This is a genomic window from Paenibacillus sp. NPDC057886, assembly GCF_042796655.1.
GTDB lineage: Bacteria > Bacillota > Bacilli > Paenibacillales > Paenibacillaceae > Paenibacillus.
In genome coordinates, this window is record NZ_JBHVMZ010000001.1 from 18665 (window position 1) to 38962 (window position 20298).

Sequence of the window (20298 nt, forward strand, 5' to 3'; positions counted from 1 at the left end):
TTTTAACATGTGCCATCATACTTAGAAGGGCGGAAAGGGCAATATTCCAACTTTTCGCCTCCGCCCTTATATTGAGCAGTGCGAATATAAGGGCTTTTTTTACTTACATGCAGAATTGCGAGGGAGGAATCATTCATTGTTGCCTGTGCAGTATGAAGCGTATGGCTTGCGTTGGTTGAGCCAATTCCCAATGCCTGAACTCCAAATCGTACAGAACGGTACAGATTCTCTAGCTGCCCATACGGACGTACACATTGAAATAGCTGATTTGGCAGCACAGTGGGAAGAGTGGGATATGGGGAGCGATAACTTTGTATCGCGAGATGGCAGTCTTTTTTTTCGGATCGAGGATACGGGTCTGTTTCTCATGGAAAAAGGACGCCGTATCGTGGTATCCCCTCAAGCGGGAGCAGATGACAAAAAGGTTAGATTGTTTGTGCTGGGCACATGTATGGCCGTCATTATGATGCAGCGTGGCATTCTTCCGCTGCACGGAAGTGCGGTGGTCATTGATGGTTGGGCTTATGCATTTGTTGGACACTCGGGCGCAGGCAAATCCACTTTATCAGCTGCACTTGCTTCACGCGGCTTTCCACTCTTAACGGATGATGTCGTGGCGCTGACATGGGATGCAGGGGGAAGAGCAATCGTATCACCGGGTTATCCACAGCAAAAGTTATGGCAGCCTAGCCTGGACGGATTCGGCATGAAGGAACAGGATTATGCAACGGTTCATGCGGAGATTACGAAATATGCGATACCTGTTCGGCACTATTTTCATGATAGACCCGTTCCGCTTGCCGCTGTTTTCGAACTTGATCCGAAGCCGGAAGAGATGCTGAAATCCGTACAGATAATGGAAGTTGCCGGGTTGGAACGCCTTCACATGCTGTGCTCTCATACATTTCGTAGTGGACTTGTTTCCAGACAGGGTCTGGCACAATGGCTGTTTGAGACGGTCTCACGGCTGTCCGCCGGTATTGAAGTTTTTAGAATCACGAGGTCAGGCTCTGATTTTACTGCATTTGAGATGGCTGACCGGATTACAGAACATGCACGCAAAGGAGTGTATACGGGACAATGACAGCAACGAAGCCAATGAATGGGGAAGACCGTGTGTTGCGGAAGGAAGGCAATCTTGTCAGTGACATGGGCGGGGAAAAAGTCATGATGAGCATCCATAACGGAAAGTACTATAATCTGGGCAGCACGGGTGGACGAATCTGGGATCTGATCAGTGAAGAACGAACATTGACCGAATTGGTTGAAGTGTTAGCCTCAGAATATGAGATTGAACCAGATCTATGCCGTGAGCAGGTTGTTCAATTTCTTGAGCATCTGACGCATGAAGGATTAATTGACGTTACCCGCGGAGAGTAAAGCCATGTTGCGAAAAATAAAAGCATATCGTTCACTGCCTCGTGAAATTCGTGGATTGGTATGGGAAGCGTATGTCCACCTTGGATGGGCACGAATACTTAAGGCGATGCCTTTTGCCAAAATTGCTCCAGGTCTCGGAACACCGATGTACGAAACGCCGATGACGGGACTCAATCGAAGTGATGTGACCACGATACGAAATATTTCTAAAGCTATACTCATTGCCAGCAGGTACACATTATGGGAAAGTCGTTGCCTTGTCATGGCAATCGCAGCGATGAAGATGCTGGAACGCCGTAAAGTGGAGAGTACTCTTTATATGGGTACTGCACGGAATAAACAAAGCCAAATGATGGCTCATGCATGGCTGCGCAGTGGGAAATTGATTGTGACTGGAGCAGATACAATGGACCAATATACGGTTGTCGGCGTGTTTGGCAAGCGGTGTCCTGAGAAGGGAGCTGGGGAGGTTGTCTACGATACATGAGTGGGAACAATATACAGCGGATTTTCCGCAGGAGCTTAAGCTGATTTTGAGCATGATTAAAGGCGATCTAACAGCAATAACCCCTGAGGATGCCCAGATACGGCTGAAGGGGATGGACTGGAAACTCTTTTTGCAGCTCGCCCATCATCATCGACTGTACTCTGTTCTCTATCTGAAAATAAAAGAGTTGGATTCAGCGCTTATTCCCGCTTTTGTAGTGGAAAACTTGAGGCAGCAATATACAGCCAATACGTTCCGCATGTTACATCTGACAGCCGAGATGGAGCACGTGTGTGGTGCTTTTCGTGAACGAGGCATTCGGAATATTACGCTCAAGGGGCCCACGCTGGCACATGATCTTTATGGAGATATATCCTTGCGGACCTCTAAAGACCTGGACATTCTCATTCCCTTTGATGATGTGGAGTCCGCGGAAGAGATCCTTGAATCGCTTGGTTATGAATCGAAGGAAGGCAAACGAACGCCGACCGTTGCCAGCTGGAAATGGCGGGAACATCATATCTGTTACAAACACCCGGTCAAAAGAACCCAAGTGGAGATCCATTGGCGGCTTAACCCGGATTCCGGACGAGAAACTGATTTTGAATTACTGTGGAAACGCAGTCGATTCAGCACCTATACCCAGACACCTGTCCGTATGTTGGAAAGGGAGGATCTGTGGGCATATTTGGTGACGCACGGCGCAAGACATGGATGGTTCAGACTGCGCTGGTTACTGGATATCGACCAGATGATTCGTTATATGCCCCTAGACGTCAAAAAAGTGGAGCGTCGTCTAAAAGCAGAAGGCAGATTATCCATTGGTGCACAAGCTCTTCATTTGGCTTCCATATTACTGAACACTCCTTTGGATGCGAATTATCTTGCTATGTTGTCTTCGCACGAACGCGCGGGAGAGAAATTAGCCATACGAGGCGTAGTATTCATGAATGAGATGATTGAGAGCCCGGCGGATGTAAAGACTTATCGTTCCTATCTGTTTGCACTTCGAAGCACAAGGCAGAAGCTGTTTTTCTTCATTGAACGTTTGTATCCAAGTACCTGGGATGTAGATCAACTACGGCTTCCGCGTTCACTGCATTTTTTGTATTTTCCGTTACGTCCGTTTCTCTGGTTCTGGCGGCGAATCAAAAGGAACACGATGACGGAGAGGGGATAACGTATGATTTCGGAATTGCAATTTTTTATGCGCAAGCTGCATCGTGTGACAGGCCCAGTGTTATATTGGAACCTGCTGGGCATGATCTGCATCAGTCTGATGGAAGGAATCGGCATATATATGCTCGTTCCAATGTTAAGTCTTATTGGTATTTTTGAAATGGGTACAACAGGTCTGCACTTACCCTGGATATCTGAATTTTTAAATCGTTTTCCGGAAAATGGCCGGCTGCTGCTGGTGCTGTTGACCTTTGTCCTGATTGTCTCTGGACAGGCTTGGCTTCAACGTCTTCAGACGATTCGCAACACTCGAATTCAGCAGCAATTTGTTCGAACGCTGCGCATGGAAACCTATCGTGCCATCATTATGGCGCAGTGGTCTTTTTTTCTCCAAAAACGAAAATCCGATTTTAATCATATATTAACGACCGAACTCGCCCGTGTCAGTCAGGGAACAAATATTATGCTGCAAATGGCGGCTTCCTTGATCTTCACCGGCATTCAAATCGGCCTGGCCTTCTGGTTGTCTGCCAAGTTAACCACCCTTGTCCTGGTCTGCGGATTGGTATTGTTTATTGTCTTGAGAAAATTTGTGAAGCGGGCAAAACAGATTGGGGATCAGACCTCGGAATATTCACAAAGCTATTATAACGGTATTACTGAGCACTTTAATGGAATCAAGGATATTAAGAGCAATATGCTCGAAAAATCACATATTAGCTGGTTTGAGCGTATGTGTGGGCGGATTGAACAAAACGTAATTCAGTTCAGCCAGTTGAACAGTGGTACACAATTGATTCATCGAGTATCGGCGGCTGTCATTATTGCTGCTTTTATCTATTTATCCCTGCATGTGCTCGCTGTACCTCCGGCAAGTTTGTTGCTCATCATTCTGATCTTTTCACGGTTGTGGCCACGTTTCACGTCCATTCAGTCCAATCTGGAGTATATGAGTTCGATGCTGCCCGCGTTTCAGATTGTGAGAGAGTTACAGACAGAGACCGAGAAAAGCCGTGAGATTAGCGAAAAAGCAGTTCATGCTGGTGAACCATATGATCCTGAGTTAACAGTTCCCGGTCCGCGTTCGGTTAGAATGAAGGCTCAGGTCAAGCCGAATGAGCAGGAAGATGGCGATGTGCGGCCCATTGAACCCTTGGTGCTTAAGGAGTCTATCGAGTGTCAGCAAGTCAATTATCGCTACGAAGGCAGTGATACCTACTCGTTATTTGAAGCGTATGCATCCATCCCTGCGAAAGGCATGACGGCCATTGTAGGCAAATCGGGAGCTGGGAAGAGCACGATGATAGATCTGATTATGGGACTCATACGTCCGGAGAGTGGTCAGATTTTGGTGGATGGTGTGCCGTTAACCGAAAATCGACTATTAGCCTGGAGAAGTTCAATAGGTTATGTCTCTCAGGACCCTTTTCTGTTCCATACGAGCATTCGTGAAAATTTGCGCCTGGTTGACCCAAATGCCAGTGAGGAACAGATGTGGCATGCATTACAGTTCTCTTCGTCTGCAACGTTTGTCCGCAAACTTCCGCAAGGACTGGATACCATTATCGGTGATCGGGGCATCCGCTTATCCGGCGGTGAACGTCAGCGTTTGGTGCTTGCCCGCGCCATGCTTCGGAACCCTTCTGTATTGGTATTGGATGAGGCGACAAGTGCGCTGGATAGTGAGAACGAACAGCATATTCATGAGGCCCTTGAGCGCCTGAAAGGGCATGTTACTGTTATTGTTATCGCGCACCGATTATCCACCATTCGAACAGCGGATCGAGTGATTGTATTGGAGGAGGGCCGGGTTATCCAACAAGGGGGTTATCAGCAATTGTCTACTGATCCGGTAGGCACGTTCAGCAAACTTTTGAATATGCAGGCGGGGGTCGTGGGGCAATGAAACTCTCGGTAAATTCGGGAAATGAACAAAGCAAAAAGGCGCGCCATTTGAGGCAGCGCCTTTGATCTATGTGTAGTAGGAGAAGTAATTCAATATGATTGCCTTTAGTGAACGATGGCATTGTTAACAGGCTGCGGCAGATGAAAAGCACCAACGCGTTCCAGATGCTGCACAATTTCATGCACGGCTTCTTCGATAGACAGCTCTTCGGTATCAATGATCAGTGTAGGATCTTCTGGAATATCATAAGGGGCAGAAATTCCTGTGAAATGTGGAATGGCACCGCTGCGGGCCTTTTTGTAAAGCCCCTTCGGATCACGGCGTTCGCACTCTTCGATCGAACAACGTACATAGATTTCAATGAAATCATCAGCTTCAAAGAGCTGTCTAACCATATTCCGATCTTGTGCATCTGGCGAGATAAAGGCGGAAAGAACAAATAACCCGGCATCTACCATCAACTTGGATACTTCACCAATCCGGCGCAGATTTTCTTGCCGATCCTCGGCCGTGAATCCAAGATCCCGATTCAGTCCATGACGTACGTTATCCCCATCAAGTACGTAACAATGAACCCCTTTTTCGTATAGATACTGCTCCAGGGCAAATGCAAGCGAGGATTTCCCTGCGCCGGATAAGCCGGTGAACCATAAGGCACGACTGCGATGACCGTTATGTTTCTCCCTGTCCTGCCTGTTTAAGCTGGATTGCTGCCAGGTAATGTTACGATCTTCCTTTGACATGGATATCCGCCTCTTCCTACTTATGATATGTATAATATTTTAACATATTTACAAGATTATAGCACCTTCTGAATTTGACGGAATATAGCGTGAATCAACGAAAATTCGGGTATAGATGTAGTACATACATAGCAGGAGGAACACCAACATGAACAATAACATACACAACATACAGGTTTATTTCCAGTGCGCGGATTGCGATCAGGATATCCGGGCAATCTTTGCTCAAGAGCAGGTCAGTGCGGTTCGCTGTTCAGGATGTGGTAGGGGATACACATTGATGAAACCTACCATTGGTGACGAGATTTTGCTTGATTGGGAGCAGGAGGCTTTATATCATAAATTGCGGGCAGATCGGTCTGAACATGATAACCACAATATGTCTGCCCTGATTATTAAAGTTATTGAGCTGCTTACCTGGCGGGACAGTGGGGATGGTCAGACACGTGCCATAGAAATGGTGAGAGAGTGGCTGGCTTCCAGTGGGAAACCTCAGACATTACTTGAATTGTTTCATCATCCGGAGCGAGACAATAAACGGTTTTGAACGCAGAAATGAGAAGTGGGGCCCCATTGGTGTATGTATGTGAAATGATCTGTGATTGAAATTTACATACATTAGCTGTTCCTGTGGCATATTACCTGAAGGTGTTCGTGATAGGAAACGACAAACCGAATTTTTCAGGAACAGGAGCGGATATCAATGAAGCGAATGGTTCTTTACATGCTGCTGGCTATATTGACTTTCGGTGTACTACCGGCACATACTGAAGCATCGCCAATAAATGGAGCCTATCACTTTGGTTTCAAAAAAAGCCAAAACGGCCAGTTACCTTCCATTGACCAGGAAGGATTTAAGGAGATATTGCAGCATAACGATGCCATTTTCCTGGGGGATACAAAACAGAAAGAGCTGTATCTTACGTTCGATAACGGTTATGAAAATGGGTTTACGCCAGCCATCTTGGATGTTCTGCGGGATAAGAAAGTGCCAGCTGCTTTTTTTGTCACCGGACATTATCTGAAAGACCAGCCTGAATTGGTTAAGCGAATGGCGGCAGAAGGACATATAGTGGGTAACCACTCCTGGAGCCATCCCGATATGACCCGAGTTTCCAATGAAAAAATAAGAACAGAGCTCGATCAGGTACGGTCTGAGGTCAATCGATTGACTGGACAGCAAGCGACCTTCTTACGGCCACCACGTGGAATATTCAATAACCGAACACTCGCAGAGAGCCATGCGCAAGGTTACGTTAATGTGTTTTGGTCCGTTGCTTATAAAGATTGGGATACCAAAGTGCAACGAGGGACAGAGTATGCACGTCAGCAAGTCCTGAAACAGCTCCATCCGGGAGCAGTGATTCTGCTTCACTCTGTGTCGAAAGATAACACGGAGGCGCTAGCCTCCATTATTGATGAGGCTCGTAAGCAAGGATATGCGTTCAAGAGTTTGAATGACCTAAAAACAAAAAGTTATTAATGTTACATGTTTACAATAGAAAAAGGGCATCCTGAGCTACGGTAGCTTGGGATGCCCTTTCTGGCTTGGTTTTTGATGGTTTAAGCAGGCATGATTCTAATCGTTAAGGAAACATGCTGTGTGATGAGAGGCCTTTTATAGAACCGTGTTATAAATGATACCAATCGTTTTGGGACCACAATGACTACAGATAACGCAACCAGCCGTAGTTAATTCCACTCGTGCTCCAGTCTGCTCCTGCAGAGACTTTTGCAAATCAAGCGCATCTTCCTCGGCCATGGTGTGCACAACGATAACGAGATCGCGGTCGATCTGTTCCTTATGGTTAAGTGTGTTTTGCAGCATTTGTTCCAAGGCCTTTTCCCGTTTGCCACGGACTTTGTACGCAGGTGACATCTTGCCATCCGCTACCCGAATGACGGGGCGGATTTTCAGCAGACTGCCAATCAGGTTTTGCATGCCAGAGCAGCGTCCACCTTTGTACAGATACTCCAACGTATCGATGACAAATTCAGTTCGCACATTCGGTTTGATGGCTTCAACGAGATGTGTAATTTCCGTCAGGCCCTGACCTTTTTCAGCTGCATGCACTGCCTTCATGACCATCAGGGCAATCCCGGAAGAAAGATTCAAAGAATCCACGACAGAGATGCGACCTTCCGGAAACTCGGAACTGGCTAATCTTGCATTTTGGTAGGTTGAGGAAAGTTCAGAGGACAAGCTGATATATAAGATATCATACCCTTGTTCAATGTAAGGTTGAAATGCCGTCATGAAATCAGCAGGTGAAGGTGCTGCCGTTTTGGGCAGACGCCCATCCCTGCTTACACGTTCATAGAGCTGCTCCGGCTTAATTTCAGCACCGTCCTTCAGTGATTCCTCACCGAACACGACATATAAAGGGATGATACCGATATCGTGCTGCTGGATCCATGCTGGGGCCAGATCACTTGTGCTGTCCGTGAAAATTTTAATTCGTGACATGTCAATCTCCTTTGGATACGAAAATTTGGCAATAGAATGGATCAAATGGATCATGTTGAGATGGATCAGTGTTATTTCATTATCATTTTTGAAGAATGAATGTGAAGCGGATACGCTTTTACATCATATAGATACCTGCAATTATAAGCCCTGCAAACGCCAGAATCATGACTCCACTGAGAATGGTTCCAATAATAGCAAAGACTTTTTTTCGATTCTTGAGAATAAGCCCAATCACGCCGAGAATGAGTCCAGCCAGATTAAGAATCAGACAAACCAGAATAGCCAGAGAAGCTAGAACAACTGCCGGATGCAATGCAATCTCTTCCACTTGTATCGGTGTGGTTACGACGCCAATTGCACTGTTGATAGCCATCGTGGCAATAAATAAAGTCAGCATGTAACCAATGATCGAGACCAATCCAATCACAAAACTTGCAATACCAGGCCCAGAATGTTTCAATCGACCCACGGATGGGTCTTCCAGGGCGGAGGGGTAAGGTGTAAACAGGCTATCATGATTGGGATCTGAATAATCCGTACTGGAACCTGATTGATAAGGATGATGGTTATTCTGGTTATTTTGATTATCCATAAATGATTTATCCCTCCCTTAATCGTGGTCATGAGTGTAATTAACCTAATCCGGGTGTTATGATTCTCATCAAGAGAATGAAGGCATTCCTTTTTACTTTTCCATAAAAATCGATAAAAATCAAGGTTTCACGCCAGTTTTCGTCGATTTTGAGGCAAAAGCGAAGCAAAGTATATATAACCAGACATATGAATGCCTTCCGCATTGTACCTTACTGGTAAACACTGCAAGGATTCGCTAAAATGAATAGTTGAGAGATGAATTAAGGGAGAGAAGGCAAATGCAACGGAAATGGATGATGCTTGGTGCTGTACTGACAATGCTTTCTGTAGCTATTGGTGCGTTTGGTGCACATATGCTCAAGGGGAAAATTGGTGCAGACGCCATAGCCGTGTATGAAACCGGAGTGCAGTACCACATGATACATGCAATCGCACTGCTGATCATTGGTCTTACAGCGGGCCAACTTGGACCGTCCACCAAGCTCAAGTGGGCAGCACGCCTGCTGTTTATTGGAATTATCATATTCTCGGGCAGTCTGTATGTACTGAGTATTTCAGGTATTAAAATATTGGGAGCCATCACGCCAATCGGCGGGGTAGCCTTTATTGTCGGATGGTTGTTATTAGCAATAGACGTATGGCAACGGGGAAAAGACCGCTTATAATGCGTTTACAAAGCTCAACAAAAGGCCTGGTCACAACTCGAGTTGTCCCAGTTACCTGTTAGCAGAAAGAAAAACTAAAAAAGCAACTTGCCTGGGGAATGTTAAGGAATTCCCCCGTAAGTTGCTTTTCGTTTGAATGCTCATTGAATTAAAGAAACTCATCAATTTCATTGGTTCGGAACGTATACACTTGTTTTTCATCCACATGGTAGACGCTTACAATGCTGTTATCCCGATCGAAATTCAATATTCGGCATGGAATACTCTGATGCCTGCCGTTTTTGTTGTTCACAACGATCCGAGTAAGACGGTTTTCTTTGATAAGGGTATCAATCCATACATCGAATGAATTTCCGTTGGTAGTGTTGGATGCTTCGGTTGAAGGAACTTTCTGGGAAGCAGGTGTTTCGATTTCACTTTGTGGTTTGACTGGAACGGTTGAAGCCGTCGCTTGATTTGGTGAAGAGTTCTTCTGTCTTGCATTGGATTGTGATTTTTTTCTTTCTTTATGAAGAAAGGCGAATGAGTCCTTTTTGGACTGCAGTGTCACTTCAATAATTTTGCCTAGCTCTATGCCGGATTGAATCCGGAAGTCTGCAATTTGTTCCTCTTTGTTAATGAACTCCAACAGGGACTGCAGTGCCAATGCATTCGAGCGGCTCTTAATAAGAATATCGACATTGAATAAAAAGCCGATTTCTTCTTCGTTGGATAAGGTTTCTTTCATTCATCCCAGCCCCGTTAAAAGATATGTCAGCAAAAACATGCTTCAATACACTATATCATTAAAAAGGCAAAAATCATAGTGCTGGAGACATAGAAAATGAGCGAACCACTTAGGCTAATTCAAGTAAAACCATATGCATTTCCAATCCTTCTCCGCAGGTGTCCACACGGCTATCCAGAATGAGGCATACAATTATCGTGACCTGTGGAAGAGGAGGTGTATCGGGAAATTATGGTGACGATGGAGCCGATTGTGGTTGGAGAACATGTTCTGGTCGGGGTAGAAGTGAAATTGCCCAAAACGACATTACTGACGATTAATACATCCAAAGGATATATCATGTGCGGAGCACTCGATGTGGGATTACTTAATGAGAAGCTTGGGAATCGCAAAATTATTGCAGCTCGGGCGGTTGGCGTGCGCACATTGGAACAGCTGCTGCATGCACCTATGGAGTCGGTGACCACGGAAGCCGAAGCTATGGGCATTACGGTTGGCATGACGGGTGTAGAAGCATTGCTCAAAATGATCTAATCCCTGAATAATCAACGATGAAAGAAGGGCTCCCCAACTGGGAAGCCCTCTCTTTTAATTTACATGTACCCATCCTATATCAAACGATTAATCTTACTTCCACTAATTATGCTTCATCCTTGGCAAACAAGGCAGCCAGATTCTCTTTGAAAGGAGCGCGAACCACGCCTTTTTCCGTAATAATGGCCGTTACATATTCGTTAGGAGTGACATCAAACGCCGGGTTGAATACTTTCACACCTTGCGGTGCCGTACGTTTGCCAAAACCTTCAGTTACTTCCTCCGCAGCACGTTCCTCAATCGGAATAAGATCTCCGGATGGCGTAGACAGGTCAATGGTGGACAGTGGGCTGGCAACATAGAAAGGAATGTTGTGCGCTTTGGCAAGGACCGCTACGCTGTAAGTTCCGATCTTGTTAGCTACATCCCCATTGGCAGCGACGCGGTCTGTACCGACGATAACTGCCTGAATCCAGCCTTTGGACATGACCATGCCTGCCATGTTGTCGCAGATCAGAGTAACGTCAATACCGGCTTGCTGGAGCTCGAAGGCCGTAAGGCGTGCACCCTGAAGGACAGGGCGAGTTTCGTCTGCGAATACTTTCAGGTTGATGCCGCGCTCGTGAGCGAGGTACATCGGTGCAGTCGCCGTTCCGTATTTCGCGGTTGCAAGTCCGCCTGCATTACAGTGTGTGAGGACACCCATACCGTCTACGAACAAAGGAAGGGCATTTTCACCGATAAGGCGGCAAACTTCTTCGTCTTCTTTCTGAATCAAGAGAGCTTCCGCTTCAAGAACAGTATTGCTATCGTCGATATTTGCACCGGATTCAGCGAGGTCACTGGCTTTTTGCATCATGCGATCCAGCGCCCAGAACAGGTTAACAGCCGTGGGACGGGAAGTAGCGAGATGAGCACAGATGGATTTTACATGATCCAGCCAACCTTGTATGCCAAGTCCGTCATATGCCTTGGCACCTAGTACGACGCCAAATGCAGCAGCGATCCCGATTGCGGGAGCACCGCGTACTTTCATTGAGTGGATGGATTCCCATACTTCCTCGGGCGTGTACAGTTTCAGCATCAGAATCGTTTCAGGCAGCAGACGCTGGTCAAGCATTTCAAGCTTGTCCTGTTTCCATATAAGGGAGGACAGAGGCTGATGTTCAGGGGTTGTCATGGATGTTCCTCCGTTCCTTGAGTTAAGCCTTATGCATTCTTTAAGTTAAACTTTAATAGAAGTAACCGCAGTAGCTACAGTATCTAGAAGTTCACCAATGGTATTCAGATTGCGATTACGCTTGATGAGTGCTTTACCAATGGCCAGCGCTTTGCGCTGAGCACGTTCACGTTGTGTTGCATCTTCAATCGTATCGATATCTGCGACATGCGCAAGTCCGACAATACGGCGGACCATTTTCGCGCCAGCAAAGCCAGCAGAATCTCTGAATAATTGTTGTACATAAAGATCTTCGTATCCAGGAGCCTTAGCCATAGGATCAACCAAATCGGAAGCCCACAGACCGCGGAAGCGGGATTCAAATTCAGTCCATACGTCACGAACCATATCCAGCAAAATCGTTTCACGCTTATGAAGAGCCGTCTGATCCTGGAATCGACCTGGCAGCGAGGCGTAATGGAGAAGCAGATTGGCAAGCACGGCTCCTACATCAAATCCCATCGGGCCGAAATAGGCAAATTCGGGATCAATGACTTTGGTGGATTCAGGTGTGACAAAAATACTGCCTGTGTGCAAATCACCATGAAGTAGAGCTTGACCATGGGTGAGAAATTTCTCGCGCAGCAAAGCTACTTCAAGATGAAGTTCTCCATCTGTACGAAGTGCTTCCGCTTCGTCTTCAATGGAAGCCTCATAATTATTTTTCTCCGCAATGCGATACGGTTCATCAAAGATCAGATCTTCGGTTATTTTACATTGATCCGGATTGACGAATCGTCCCTGTTTCTCTTTCTTCAGTTGCTGGTTCATGCCAAGATCTGAAGTGAAAAACAATGTTCTTGCCATGAACTCCCCAATATGTTGTGCAAAAAGAGGATATGTTCCGCCATCGATGAGGCCTTTACGCATAATCACATGATCGCTCAAATCTTCCATCACGGTTAAGGCGAGATCATCATCATAATGGTACACTTCGGGCACCATTCCCGGACATAGACGATACTCTTCCTGCAGGATTTCCCGTTCAATTCTGGCACGGACCAGGGAGAGTGGCCATGATTCTCCGACCACTTTCGCATAAGGAAGAGCTTGTTTGATAATGATACTTTTATCGGAGTTCTGATCCGTGATATGGAAGACCAAATTCAGATTGCCGTCACCGATCTCACGACATTCCAGATTCGCATCTGCCACAAACGGACCCGGTAAAGTTTTGGCCAGTTCGATTGCATCCTGGGGTGTTAAAGGGCGATATTGGGACAAGAATGCCACCTCCATATATATGAAGAAACAGGAAAACCCACTTCTTTGCTTGGTATATGTCAGTATATCGGAAATAACTGTGATTTTGTACCCTTTTTTTGAGACAACCTATACCTGACTTGTTTCGAACTTCCGGTGTACGGGTAAAAACAAATAGGCCGGACGGTTGACAGAAATACCGCCGACAAGGCTCTCCACCACTTGGTGGTGCCGCAATGTTAAATCTCTGTCATTTACGCAGGATAACCTGCTTATAGTGAATGTCAGACTAATTTATAATAAAAGGATGGGATTAAGATGGCTACAAAAAACAAAACGGATCAAGCAAAATCGGTGGAACAAGTACTTAATCGTCAGGTGGCAAACCTGAACGTCCTGTATGTAAAAATCCATAACTATCACTGGTATGTAAAAGGACCTAACTTTTTCACACTGCACGTGAAATTCGAAGAATTTTACAATGAAGTGACTGTACAAATGGATGAAATTGCTGAACGCATTCTTACCCTTAAAGGCAGCCCAGCAGCTACAATGAAAGAATATCTTGAGCTGTCCTCCATTCAAGAGGCTGCTGGTGGCGAAGATGCCAACACAATGGTACAGAATCTGATCGAGGATTTTGCTACCTTGTCCAACGAGTACCAGGAAGGTATTGAAGTGGCAGACGCTGCGGAAGACCAACCAACATCCGATATGCTGACAGGCTTTAAGGCTGATCTGGAGAAACATATGTGGATGCTGCGCTCTTTCTTGGGCTAATTACATTCTCACTTACTGAGTTCGTTGGCTTATAAACCATACAGTTACTCTAACCTATCTTTCACGTTGTCAGGACGACGCCGAGCGTCTATACTGCTGACAAGACTGACTTTGGGAGGAGAACGTTATGATAGGCACAACTGTACCGGCATTAAAAGAATGGGCCTCCGCAATCAAAGCGCTGGAAACGGGTCGCCAGATTATGGTGATGCGCAAAGGCGGGATTGTGGAGGAAACCCGACGTTTTGAGTTGAAAAGTCCAGCGTTCTATCTGTATCCGACTTATGAACATCAGCGTAAAGAACTGATAAAGTCCTCTGATCATTTCTATGTTGAGGAATCACTGGCCGAATGGGTGCCTGAAGCCTCGACGATCCGTCTAACAGCATATGCTGAAGTGACACAGGATTTGGAGATCAGAGATCAGGAGATGCTGGATCGACTTCTTGACTTTCATATGTGGACTGCAGATTTTGCCGAAGACCGCCTAAAGTGGAAACGCAAAGATCCACTCCACGTATTGATACTCCGAGTGTACCGTTTGAAGGAACCGATGGAGATTCCCGTATTACCTGAATACAACGGATGCCGTTCATGGATTTCCATTCCGAATGGTCCGGTGCCGCGCGAAATGACGCCGGTGGTGGACGTTGCGGATTTTGACGAACAGGTACAGAAGATTAACGAGACGCTCAAAATGTAATGTTATTTATCGGAAGGACTTGTCCATGATATGGATAGGTCCTTTTTTCGGTTGAGAGGAGCAGATTTGATAAAAGGTTGAATCCCTGTGATTTTTCTCACTGTCTATTTATGACGAAGATGTTTTGTCATTTGATTCAATCTGGCTTTTATTATAGAATCAGATAGAATAATGTTCCCTGTAAGGGACAAGAGTTCTCAGGAAATGACTTGATAATCATTGAGAATCAGTTTAGAATTATTCTAAAGTGATTCTTGCTTTGGAGATTGGAGTACAGGAGAAATTCAGGGGAAGCCCTGTTCAGATATTAATAGGCGCTTTTTCGTTTTCGACAGTAAACATCAATTTAATCAATGGAGGGAAACAATACACATGGCTACGAATTTCGTCATTGAAGGTCTGAAAGCGACGATCGAAGGTAAGGAAATCCTGAAAGGCATCAACTTGGAAATGAAAGGTGGAGAAATCCACGCTATCATGGGTCCGAACGGAACTGGTAAATCAACACTGGCTTCTGCACTTATGGGGCACCCTAAATATGAAGTAACAGACGGTACGATTACACTTGATGGTGAAGATGTATTGGATATGGCAGTAGACGAGCGCGCTCGTGCAGGTCTGTTCCTGGCTATGCAATATCCGAGTGAAATTGCTGGCGTAACGAATTCTGACTTCCTGCGTAGCGCAATCAACGCACGTCGTGGTGAAGGCAACGAGATCTCCCTGATCAAGTTCATTCGCCAAATGGAAGGTAAAATGAAAGAGCTTGACATGAATCCTGAATTTGCTCACCGTTACCTGAACGAGGGTTTCTCCGGTGGTGAGAAAAAACGGAACGAGATTCTGCAAATGATGTTGCTTGATCCAAAAATCGTAGTACTTGACGAAATCGACTCCGGTCTGGATATCGATGCTCTGAAAATCGTGGCAAACGGTGTAAATGCAATGAAGAGCGAAGATCGCGGATTCCTGATCATCACTCACTACCAACGCCTGCTGAACTACATTACTCCTGACTACGTACACATAATGATGCAAGGTCGTATCGTGAAGTCTGGCGGACCTGAGCTGGCTCACCGTCTGGAAGCTGAGGGATATGACTGGGTTAAGGAAGAGCTGGGAATCACAGACGAAACTGTAGGTCAAGCGTAAAGACAAAACGGAGGAGGATAATCAATGACTACACAAACAATTCTTCCGGTTGAATCTGAAGCGCTTCGCGCCTTGTCGGAAAGCAATAATGAACCCGGCTGGTTGACCGAGCAGCGGCTCGAAGCCCTTAAGCTTGCAAGTGGGCTTGCGCTTCCCAAACTGGAAAAACAAAAAATCGAACGCTGGAATGTCAGCGAGTACGGCACGTATAAAGCTAGTGAAGCGATTGCTTCCCTTGAGGAAGTACCAGCTTCCATTAAAGATCTGGTTAAGGACCAAGCGGAAGGCAGTCTGGTTATCCAGCGTAATTCCGGTACAGTATATTCCAAGTTGTCTGCTGATCTTGCAGCAAAAGGAGTTATTTTCACGGATCTGGCTACAGCAGTTCGCGAACACAGTGATCTGGTAAAACCATATCTGAATACGGCTGTGAAAGCAGATGAGCATTCACTTGCAGCACTGCATGCAGCACTTTGGAACGGTGGGGTATTCCTCTATGTTCCGAAAAACGTAGAGATTGAAGTTCCCTTACAAGCGGTCCTCCTCACAGATGATGCATCTGCAACGTTTGCACCGCACGTGCTTGTTGTTGCTGAAGCAAACAGCTCTGTAACTTATGTGGATAATTATGTATCCGGCGAACTGTCTTCACCTGTTTTCCATAACGGTGTTGTGGAAGTATTCGTGAAAGCCGGTGCCAAAGTTCGTTTCGCTTCGGTTCACCAGCTGAGCACAAGTGTTACTGACGTATCTTTCCGCCGTGCAGTAGTTGAGAACGATGGTTCGATTGAGTGGATCGTTGGCGAGATGAACAACGGCGATACGGCAAGCAACACGATGACGGTTCTCAAAGGAAATGGCTCAAGTTCTGATTCCAAAGTCATCGCTGTAGGCTCCGGTTCCCAGAAAATCAACTATACTACAGAAGCTCGTCACTTCGGCAAAAACACGCCAAGCCAGATGATTACACGTGCAGTTATGCGTGAAGAAGCTTCTGCAATCATTAACGGAATTACGAAGATTGAGAAAGGCGCTACCAAAGCGGACGGACAGCAAACAGAGAAAGTACTGATGCTGAGCCCGAAAGCTCGTGGAGACGCCAACCCAATCCTTCTCATTGATGAGGATGATGTAACAGCAGGTCACGCGGCTTCTGTAGGTCAAGTCAATGTAGAGCAAATTCACTACTTGATGTCGCGCGGGATTAACCGTACGGATGCGGAACGCCTGATCATTTACGGCTTCTTGGCTCCGGTGGTGGCGGATATTCCTCTGGAAGCACTGCGTACCCAATTGCAGTCTCTCATCGAACGGAAACTGGGACAATGAACCCGTCCATTCGCGAGCAGTTCCCGATCCTCCACCAGGAAATCAACGGACACCCGCTCGTATACCTAGATAACGCAGCGACTTCCCAGAAGCCGCTGGCTGTAATCGAAGCGATTAAGCATTATTATGAATATGAGAACTCCAATGTGCATCGTGGTGTTCATACGCTTGGAAGCCGTGCAACGGACGCTTATGAAGGCGCACGTGAGAAGGTTGCCAAGTTTATCAACGCACGGCGCACACAGGAGATTATTTTCACCCGTGGGACAACGACCGCTTTGAATTTGGTGGCTTCGTCCTACGGACGCGCAGTTTGCAAAGAAGGCGACGAAATTGTTATTACTCAAATGGAACACCATAGTAATCTGATTCCATGGCAGCAGGTTGCCAAGGAAACGGGAGCAACATTGAAATATATTCCGCTTCAGCCAGATGGTAATATTGATCTTGCCGATGTGGAGAAGACGATTACGAACAATACCAAAATTGTAGCAATCGCGTATGTATCCAATGTTATGGGTGTTGTTCATCCGGTAAAACAAATCGCAGAAATTGCTCACCGCAATGGTGCTGTCATCGTAGTAGATGGCGCGCAGAGCACACCGCATATGAAGGTGGATGTGCAGGATCTGGACTGTGATTTCTACGCATTATCCGGCCATAAAATGTGTGGACCAACCGGGATCGGTGCACTTTACGGCAAAAAGGCGCTGCTGGAGTCCATGGAACCGGTTGAGTTCGGCGGTGAAATGATTGATGATGTCGGTCTCTATGAATCCAATTGGAAAGAGCTTCCTTGGAAATTCGAAGGCGGAACTCCGATTATCGCAGGTGCGGTTGGATTGGGTGCAGCTATCGATTTCCTGGAGCAGATTGGCATGGATGAGATTGCTCATCATGAAAGTGTGCTGGCAGCTTATGCAACGGAACGTATGGCCGAGATTGACGGACTGACCATTTATGGACCAGCCAAGCGTCATGTCGGAGTGGTTACATTTAACCTCGGTGATGTACACCCGCATGATGTGGCAACTGTGTTGGATGCGAGTGGCGTAGCCATTCGTGCCGGACACCACTGCTGCCAACCGCTGATGCGCTGGCTGGAAGTCAGTTCAACAGCTCGTGCCAGTTTCTATCTATACAATAATGAACAAGATGTGGACCGGCTTGTCAGCGCCTTAATCCAGACAAAGGAGTATTTTGGCGATGCAACTTGATGATCTGTACCGGCGTGTCATAATGGACCACTACAAAAACCCGCGCAACCGCGGAACGTTTGATAATGAAGCTGTCACGGTGAATTTGAACAATCCAACGTGCGGCGACCGGATTTCACTGCAACTTTTGCTGAAAGACGGAATCGTTCAGGAAGCCAAGTATACGGGGGAAGGTTGTTCTATCAGCATGTCTTCGGCATCGATGATGACGGAGGCAGTCAAAGGCAAAACGATGGATCAGGCACTCGATATGGCTAACCGTTTTTCCTCACTGATGAAAGGGGAAGAAGTCGATTTCGACGATTATGAAGATCTCGAAGCCCTATCCGGTGTGAACAAGTTCCCTGCACGCATCAAATGTGCCACATTGGCCTGGAATGCATTACGCAAAGGAATTGACGAAGAGGACAATGTACAATAACGATAGGGAGGTAGAGCAAGATGGCTAAAAAAGCACCAGAAATGGAAGAGTATAAATATGGTTTTCGCGATGAACACAAATCCATCTTTCAAACCGGTAAAGGTCTGACTGCAGAAGTCGTTACCGAGATTTCCAAGATTAAGAACGAACCGGAATGGATGTTGGAATTCCGTTTGAAATCCCTAAAACAATTCGAAAAGATGCCGATGCCGAAATGGGGCGGAGATCTCGACGGTTTGGATTTCAACGAGATTCAGTACTATGTTCGTCCTTCAGAGAAGCAAGGGAAAACATGGGAAGAGGTACCTTCCGAAATCAAGGAAACTTTTGATAAACTGGGTATCCCTGAAGCGGAGCAAAAGTTCCTCGCAGGTGTATCGGCTCAGTATGAGTCCGAGGTTGTATACCACAACATGCAAAAAGAATTGGAAGATCAGGGCGTAATCTTCATGGATACGGATACTGCACTTCGAGAGCATCCGGAAATCCTGCGCGAATATTTCGCAACGGTTATTCCACCAGCAGATAACAAATTCGCTGCATTGAACAGTGCCGTTTGGTCCGGAGGAAGCTTCATCTACGTTCCTAAAGGCGTAAAATGTGAAGTACCTCTGCAAGCCTATTTCCGGATTAACTCCGAAAATATGGGACAGTTCGAGCGTACACTCATCATTGCAGACGAAGATAGCTTCGTTCACTACGTTGAGGGCTGTACAGCTCCAATCTACAGCACGAACTCACTGCACAGTGCGGTCGTTGAAATCATCTGTAAGAAAAATGCCCGCGTTCGTTACACAACGATTCAAAACTGGGCACCAAACATCTACAACCTGGTTACCAAACGTGCGGTTGCTGAAGAGAATGCAACGATGGAATGGGTCGATGGCAACATCGGTTCCAAACTGACGATGAAATATCCAGCAGTTGTACTGAAAGGTCGCGGAGCTAAAGGTTCGGTTCTGTCCATCGCTGTAGCTGGTAAAAACCAGCATCAGGATGCAGGCGCGAAAATGATTCACTTGGCTCCAGATACAACATCAACGATTGTATCCAAGTCGATCAGTAAACATGGTGGTAAAGTAACCTACCGTGGTCTGGCTTCCTTTGGTCGCCAAGCGGAAGGCGCGAAATCCAATATCAAATGTGATACACTCATTCTGGATAATGAGTCCACATCCGATACGATTCCTTACAATGAAATCATGAATGATAACATCATGCTGGAGCATGAAGCTACGGTATCCAAAGTGTCCGAGGATCAACTCTTCTACCTGATGAGCCGTGGTCTGACCGATGCAGAAGCAACACAGATGATCATCATGGGCTTTATTGAACCGTTCACGAAGGAACTGCCGATGGAATATGCGGTAGAGATGAATAGATTGATCAAATTCGAGATGGAAGGCAGTATCGGTTAATACCGCTGCCATGGCCCGTTTCGAAAACGTGAATTCTGATTGTGGCGAAGTTATGCTGAATCAGTTTCACGTGAGCTAAATAGAAGAGTATCAAGAAAGATCGAGGAGTTCATCCCTCGATCTTTTTTTATTGCAGTAGAAACGTGCTCGGATGCTATCCTTGGTTTTTTT

At 46.2% G+C, this 20298-nt stretch carries 22 protein-coding genes; 16 read left to right on the forward strand and 6 right to left on the reverse strand.

The window, feature by feature from the left end:
- Positions 1–136 precede the first annotated feature (136 nt).
- Genes ACFVQB_RS00065 through ACFVQB_RS00085 form a run of 5 tightly spaced genes read left to right on the forward strand, consistent with a single transcriptional unit; the run spans position 137 to position 4952 of the window.
- Complete coding sequence (locus ACFVQB_RS00065) at positions 137–1084, forward strand: aldolase (protein ID WP_379434301.1); 948 nt, start codon at positions 137–139, stop codon at positions 1082–1084.
- On the forward strand, positions 1081–1380 hold the full coding sequence (locus ACFVQB_RS00070; protein WP_379434302.1) for a lasso peptide biosynthesis PqqD family chaperone: 300 nt from the start codon (positions 1081–1083) through the stop codon (positions 1378–1380). Before ACFVQB_RS00065 ends, ACFVQB_RS00070 begins: the two co-directional genes overlap by 4 nt.
- Positions 1381–1384: 4 nt before the next feature.
- Complete coding sequence (locus tag ACFVQB_RS00075) at positions 1385–1867, forward strand: lasso peptide biosynthesis B2 protein (RefSeq protein WP_379434304.1); 483 nt, start codon at positions 1385–1387, stop codon at positions 1865–1867.
- On the forward strand, positions 1851–3047 hold the full coding sequence (locus tag ACFVQB_RS00080; RefSeq protein WP_379434306.1) for a nucleotidyltransferase domain-containing protein: 1197 nt from the start codon (positions 1851–1853) through the stop codon (positions 3045–3047). Before ACFVQB_RS00075 ends, ACFVQB_RS00080 begins: the two co-directional genes overlap by 17 nt.
- A gap of 3 nt (positions 3048–3050) precedes the next feature.
- Positions 3051–4952, forward strand: coding sequence for an ABC transporter ATP-binding protein (locus ACFVQB_RS00085; RefSeq protein ID WP_379434307.1), 1902 nt, complete (start codon positions 3051–3053; stop codon positions 4950–4952).
- 104 nt (positions 4953–5056) lie between these two features.
- Here ACFVQB_RS00085 and cysC read toward each other — a convergent pair whose 3' ends face one another.
- Positions 5057–5695 carry an adenylyl-sulfate kinase gene (cysC, locus tag ACFVQB_RS00090; protein ID WP_379434309.1) on the reverse strand — a complete coding sequence of 213 codons (639 nt, stop codon included), beginning with the start codon at positions 5693–5695 and terminating at the stop codon, positions 5057–5059.
- A gap of 148 nt (positions 5696–5843) precedes the next feature.
- Here cysC and ACFVQB_RS00095 point away from each other — a divergent pair, with 148 nt between their 5' ends.
- Positions 5844–6242, forward strand: a complete 399-nt coding sequence (locus tag ACFVQB_RS00095; protein ID WP_379434310.1) for a hypothetical protein — start codon at positions 5844–5846, stop codon at positions 6240–6242.
- 156 nt (positions 6243–6398) lie between these two features.
- Positions 6399–7178, forward strand: a complete 780-nt coding sequence (gene pdaA, locus ACFVQB_RS00100; protein WP_379434311.1) for a delta-lactam-biosynthetic de-N-acetylase — start codon at positions 6399–6401, stop codon at positions 7176–7178.
- Positions 7179–7313: 135 nt separating this feature from the next.
- On the opposite strand, the gene ACFVQB_RS00105 is transcribed toward pdaA, so the two are convergent.
- Together ACFVQB_RS00105 and ACFVQB_RS00110 are read right to left on the reverse strand one after the other, a co-directional pair.
- Positions 7314–8162 carry a DegV family protein gene (locus ACFVQB_RS00105; RefSeq protein WP_379434313.1) on the reverse strand — a complete coding sequence of 283 codons (849 nt, stop codon included), beginning with the start codon at positions 8160–8162 and terminating at the stop codon, positions 7314–7316.
- A 118-nt stretch (positions 8163–8280) separates the two neighbouring features.
- Positions 8281–8757 (reverse strand): hypothetical protein, encoded by a 477-nt coding sequence (locus tag ACFVQB_RS00110; protein WP_379434315.1) that lies wholly within the window; start codon positions 8755–8757, stop codon positions 8281–8283.
- A 280-nt stretch (positions 8758–9037) separates the two neighbouring features.
- Between ACFVQB_RS00110 and ACFVQB_RS00115 the strand changes: the two genes are divergently transcribed.
- Positions 9038–9424 (forward strand): DUF423 domain-containing protein, encoded by a 387-nt coding sequence (locus ACFVQB_RS00115; RefSeq protein WP_379434317.1) that lies wholly within the window; start codon positions 9038–9040, stop codon positions 9422–9424.
- Positions 9425–9572: 148 nt separating this feature from the next.
- Here the strand turns inward: ACFVQB_RS00115 and ACFVQB_RS00120 are convergent, their stop codons facing one another.
- Positions 9573–10151 carry a hypothetical protein gene (locus tag ACFVQB_RS00120; protein ID WP_379434318.1) on the reverse strand — a complete coding sequence of 193 codons (579 nt, stop codon included), beginning with the start codon at positions 10149–10151 and terminating at the stop codon, positions 9573–9575.
- Between the two features lie 231 nt (positions 10152–10382).
- Here ACFVQB_RS00120 and ACFVQB_RS00125 point away from each other — a divergent pair, with 231 nt between their 5' ends.
- Positions 10383–10685, forward strand: coding sequence for a YunC family protein (locus ACFVQB_RS00125; RefSeq protein WP_047842299.1), 303 nt, complete (start codon positions 10383–10385; stop codon positions 10683–10685).
- 106 nt (positions 10686–10791) lie between these two features.
- Here ACFVQB_RS00125 and mtnA read toward each other — a convergent pair whose 3' ends face one another.
- Positions 10792–11865, reverse strand: a complete 1074-nt coding sequence (gene mtnA / locus ACFVQB_RS00130; protein WP_379434320.1) for an S-methyl-5-thioribose-1-phosphate isomerase — start codon at positions 11863–11865, stop codon at positions 10792–10794.
- Between the two features lie 45 nt (positions 11866–11910).
- On the reverse strand, positions 11911–13128 hold the full coding sequence (gene mtnK / locus ACFVQB_RS00135) for an S-methyl-5-thioribose kinase (protein WP_379434322.1): 1218 nt from the start codon (positions 13126–13128) through the stop codon (positions 11911–11913).
- Between the two features lie 297 nt (positions 13129–13425).
- Between mtnK and ACFVQB_RS00140 the strand changes: the two genes are divergently transcribed.
- The 7 genes from ACFVQB_RS00140 (at position 13426) to sufB (ending at position 20127) form a co-directional block, all read left to right on the forward strand.
- A complete protein-coding gene (locus ACFVQB_RS00140) occupies positions 13426–13887 on the forward strand; it encodes a Dps family protein (protein ID WP_053780517.1) in 462 nt (153 codons plus the stop codon).
- Positions 13888–14014: 127 nt separating this feature from the next.
- Positions 14015–14590 carry a DUF1802 family protein gene (locus ACFVQB_RS00145; RefSeq protein WP_379434324.1) on the forward strand — a complete coding sequence of 192 codons (576 nt, stop codon included), beginning with the start codon at positions 14015–14017 and terminating at the stop codon, positions 14588–14590.
- 372 nt (positions 14591–14962) lie between these two features.
- Entirely contained in the window at positions 14963–15742 is a 780-nt protein-coding gene (sufC, locus tag ACFVQB_RS00150; RefSeq protein WP_379434326.1) for a Fe-S cluster assembly ATPase SufC, read from the forward strand.
- A gap of 24 nt (positions 15743–15766) precedes the next feature.
- Complete coding sequence (gene sufD, locus ACFVQB_RS00155) at positions 15767–17071, forward strand: Fe-S cluster assembly protein SufD (RefSeq protein ID WP_379434327.1); 1305 nt, start codon at positions 15767–15769, stop codon at positions 17069–17071.
- Entirely contained in the window at positions 17068–18288 is a 1221-nt protein-coding gene (locus tag ACFVQB_RS00160) for a cysteine desulfurase (protein WP_379434329.1), read from the forward strand. The genes sufD and ACFVQB_RS00160 overlap by 4 nt, the downstream gene beginning before the upstream one ends.
- Entirely contained in the window at positions 18278–18709 is a 432-nt protein-coding gene (gene sufU, locus ACFVQB_RS00165) for a Fe-S cluster assembly sulfur transfer protein SufU (protein ID WP_063564289.1), read from the forward strand. Before ACFVQB_RS00160 ends, sufU begins: the two co-directional genes overlap by 11 nt.
- A 20-nt stretch (positions 18710–18729) precedes the next feature.
- The gene (gene sufB, locus ACFVQB_RS00170; RefSeq protein ID WP_379378071.1) at positions 18730–20127 is read left to right on the forward strand and encodes a Fe-S cluster assembly protein SufB; all 1398 of its coding nucleotides are present in this window, start codon (positions 18730–18732) and stop codon (positions 20125–20127) included.
- The last annotated feature ends 171 nt before the right edge of the window (positions 20128–20298 follow it).

What these genes read in the sequence shown, in the direction of transcription:
- ACFVQB_RS00070 (WP_379434302.1), top strand. Translation starts at nt 1,081, where the DNA reads ATGACAGCAACGAAGCCAATGAATGGGGAAGACCGTGTGTTGCGGAAG.
- ACFVQB_RS00075 (WP_379434304.1), top strand. Translation starts at nt 1,385, where the DNA reads ATGTTGCGAAAAATAAAAGCATATCGTTCACTGCCTCGTGAAATTCGT.
- ACFVQB_RS00085 (WP_379434307.1), top strand. Translation starts at nt 3,051, where the DNA reads ATGATTTCGGAATTGCAATTTTTTATGCGCAAGCTGCATCGTGTGACA.
- cysC (WP_379434309.1), bottom strand. Translation starts at nt 5,695, where the DNA reads ATGTCAAAGGAAGATCGTAACATTACCTGGCAGCAATCCAGCTTAAAC.
- ACFVQB_RS00095 (WP_379434310.1), top strand. Translation starts at nt 5,844, where the DNA reads ATGAACAATAACATACACAACATACAGGTTTATTTCCAGTGCGCGGAT.
- pdaA (WP_379434311.1), top strand. Translation starts at nt 6,399, where the DNA reads ATGAAGCGAATGGTTCTTTACATGCTGCTGGCTATATTGACTTTCGGT.
- ACFVQB_RS00105 (WP_379434313.1), bottom strand. Translation starts at nt 8,162, where the DNA reads ATGTCACGAATTAAAATTTTCACGGACAGCACAAGTGATCTGGCCCCA.
- ACFVQB_RS00110 (WP_379434315.1), bottom strand. Translation starts at nt 8,757, where the DNA reads ATGGATAATCAAAATAACCAGAATAACCATCATCCTTATCAATCAGGT.
- ACFVQB_RS00115 (WP_379434317.1), top strand. Translation starts at nt 9,038, where the DNA reads ATGCAACGGAAATGGATGATGCTTGGTGCTGTACTGACAATGCTTTCT.
- ACFVQB_RS00120 (WP_379434318.1), bottom strand. Translation starts at nt 10,151, where the DNA reads ATGAAAGAAACCTTATCCAACGAAGAAGAAATCGGCTTTTTATTCAAT.
- ACFVQB_RS00125 (WP_047842299.1), top strand. Translation starts at nt 10,383, where the DNA reads ATGGTGACGATGGAGCCGATTGTGGTTGGAGAACATGTTCTGGTCGGG.
- mtnA (WP_379434320.1), bottom strand. Translation starts at nt 11,865, where the DNA reads ATGACAACCCCTGAACATCAGCCTCTGTCCTCCCTTATATGGAAACAG.
- ACFVQB_RS00140 (WP_053780517.1), top strand. Translation starts at nt 13,426, where the DNA reads ATGGCTACAAAAAACAAAACGGATCAAGCAAAATCGGTGGAACAAGTA.
- ACFVQB_RS00145 (WP_379434324.1), top strand. Translation starts at nt 14,015, where the DNA reads ATGATAGGCACAACTGTACCGGCATTAAAAGAATGGGCCTCCGCAATC.
- sufC (WP_379434326.1), top strand. Translation starts at nt 14,963, where the DNA reads ATGGCTACGAATTTCGTCATTGAAGGTCTGAAAGCGACGATCGAAGGT.
- sufD (WP_379434327.1), top strand. Translation starts at nt 15,767, where the DNA reads ATGACTACACAAACAATTCTTCCGGTTGAATCTGAAGCGCTTCGCGCC.
- ACFVQB_RS00160 (WP_379434329.1), top strand. Translation starts at nt 17,068, where the DNA reads ATGAACCCGTCCATTCGCGAGCAGTTCCCGATCCTCCACCAGGAAATC.
- sufU (WP_063564289.1), top strand. Translation starts at nt 18,278, where the DNA reads ATGCAACTTGATGATCTGTACCGGCGTGTCATAATGGACCACTACAAA.
- sufB (WP_379378071.1), top strand. Translation starts at nt 18,730, where the DNA reads ATGGCTAAAAAAGCACCAGAAATGGAAGAGTATAAATATGGTTTTCGC.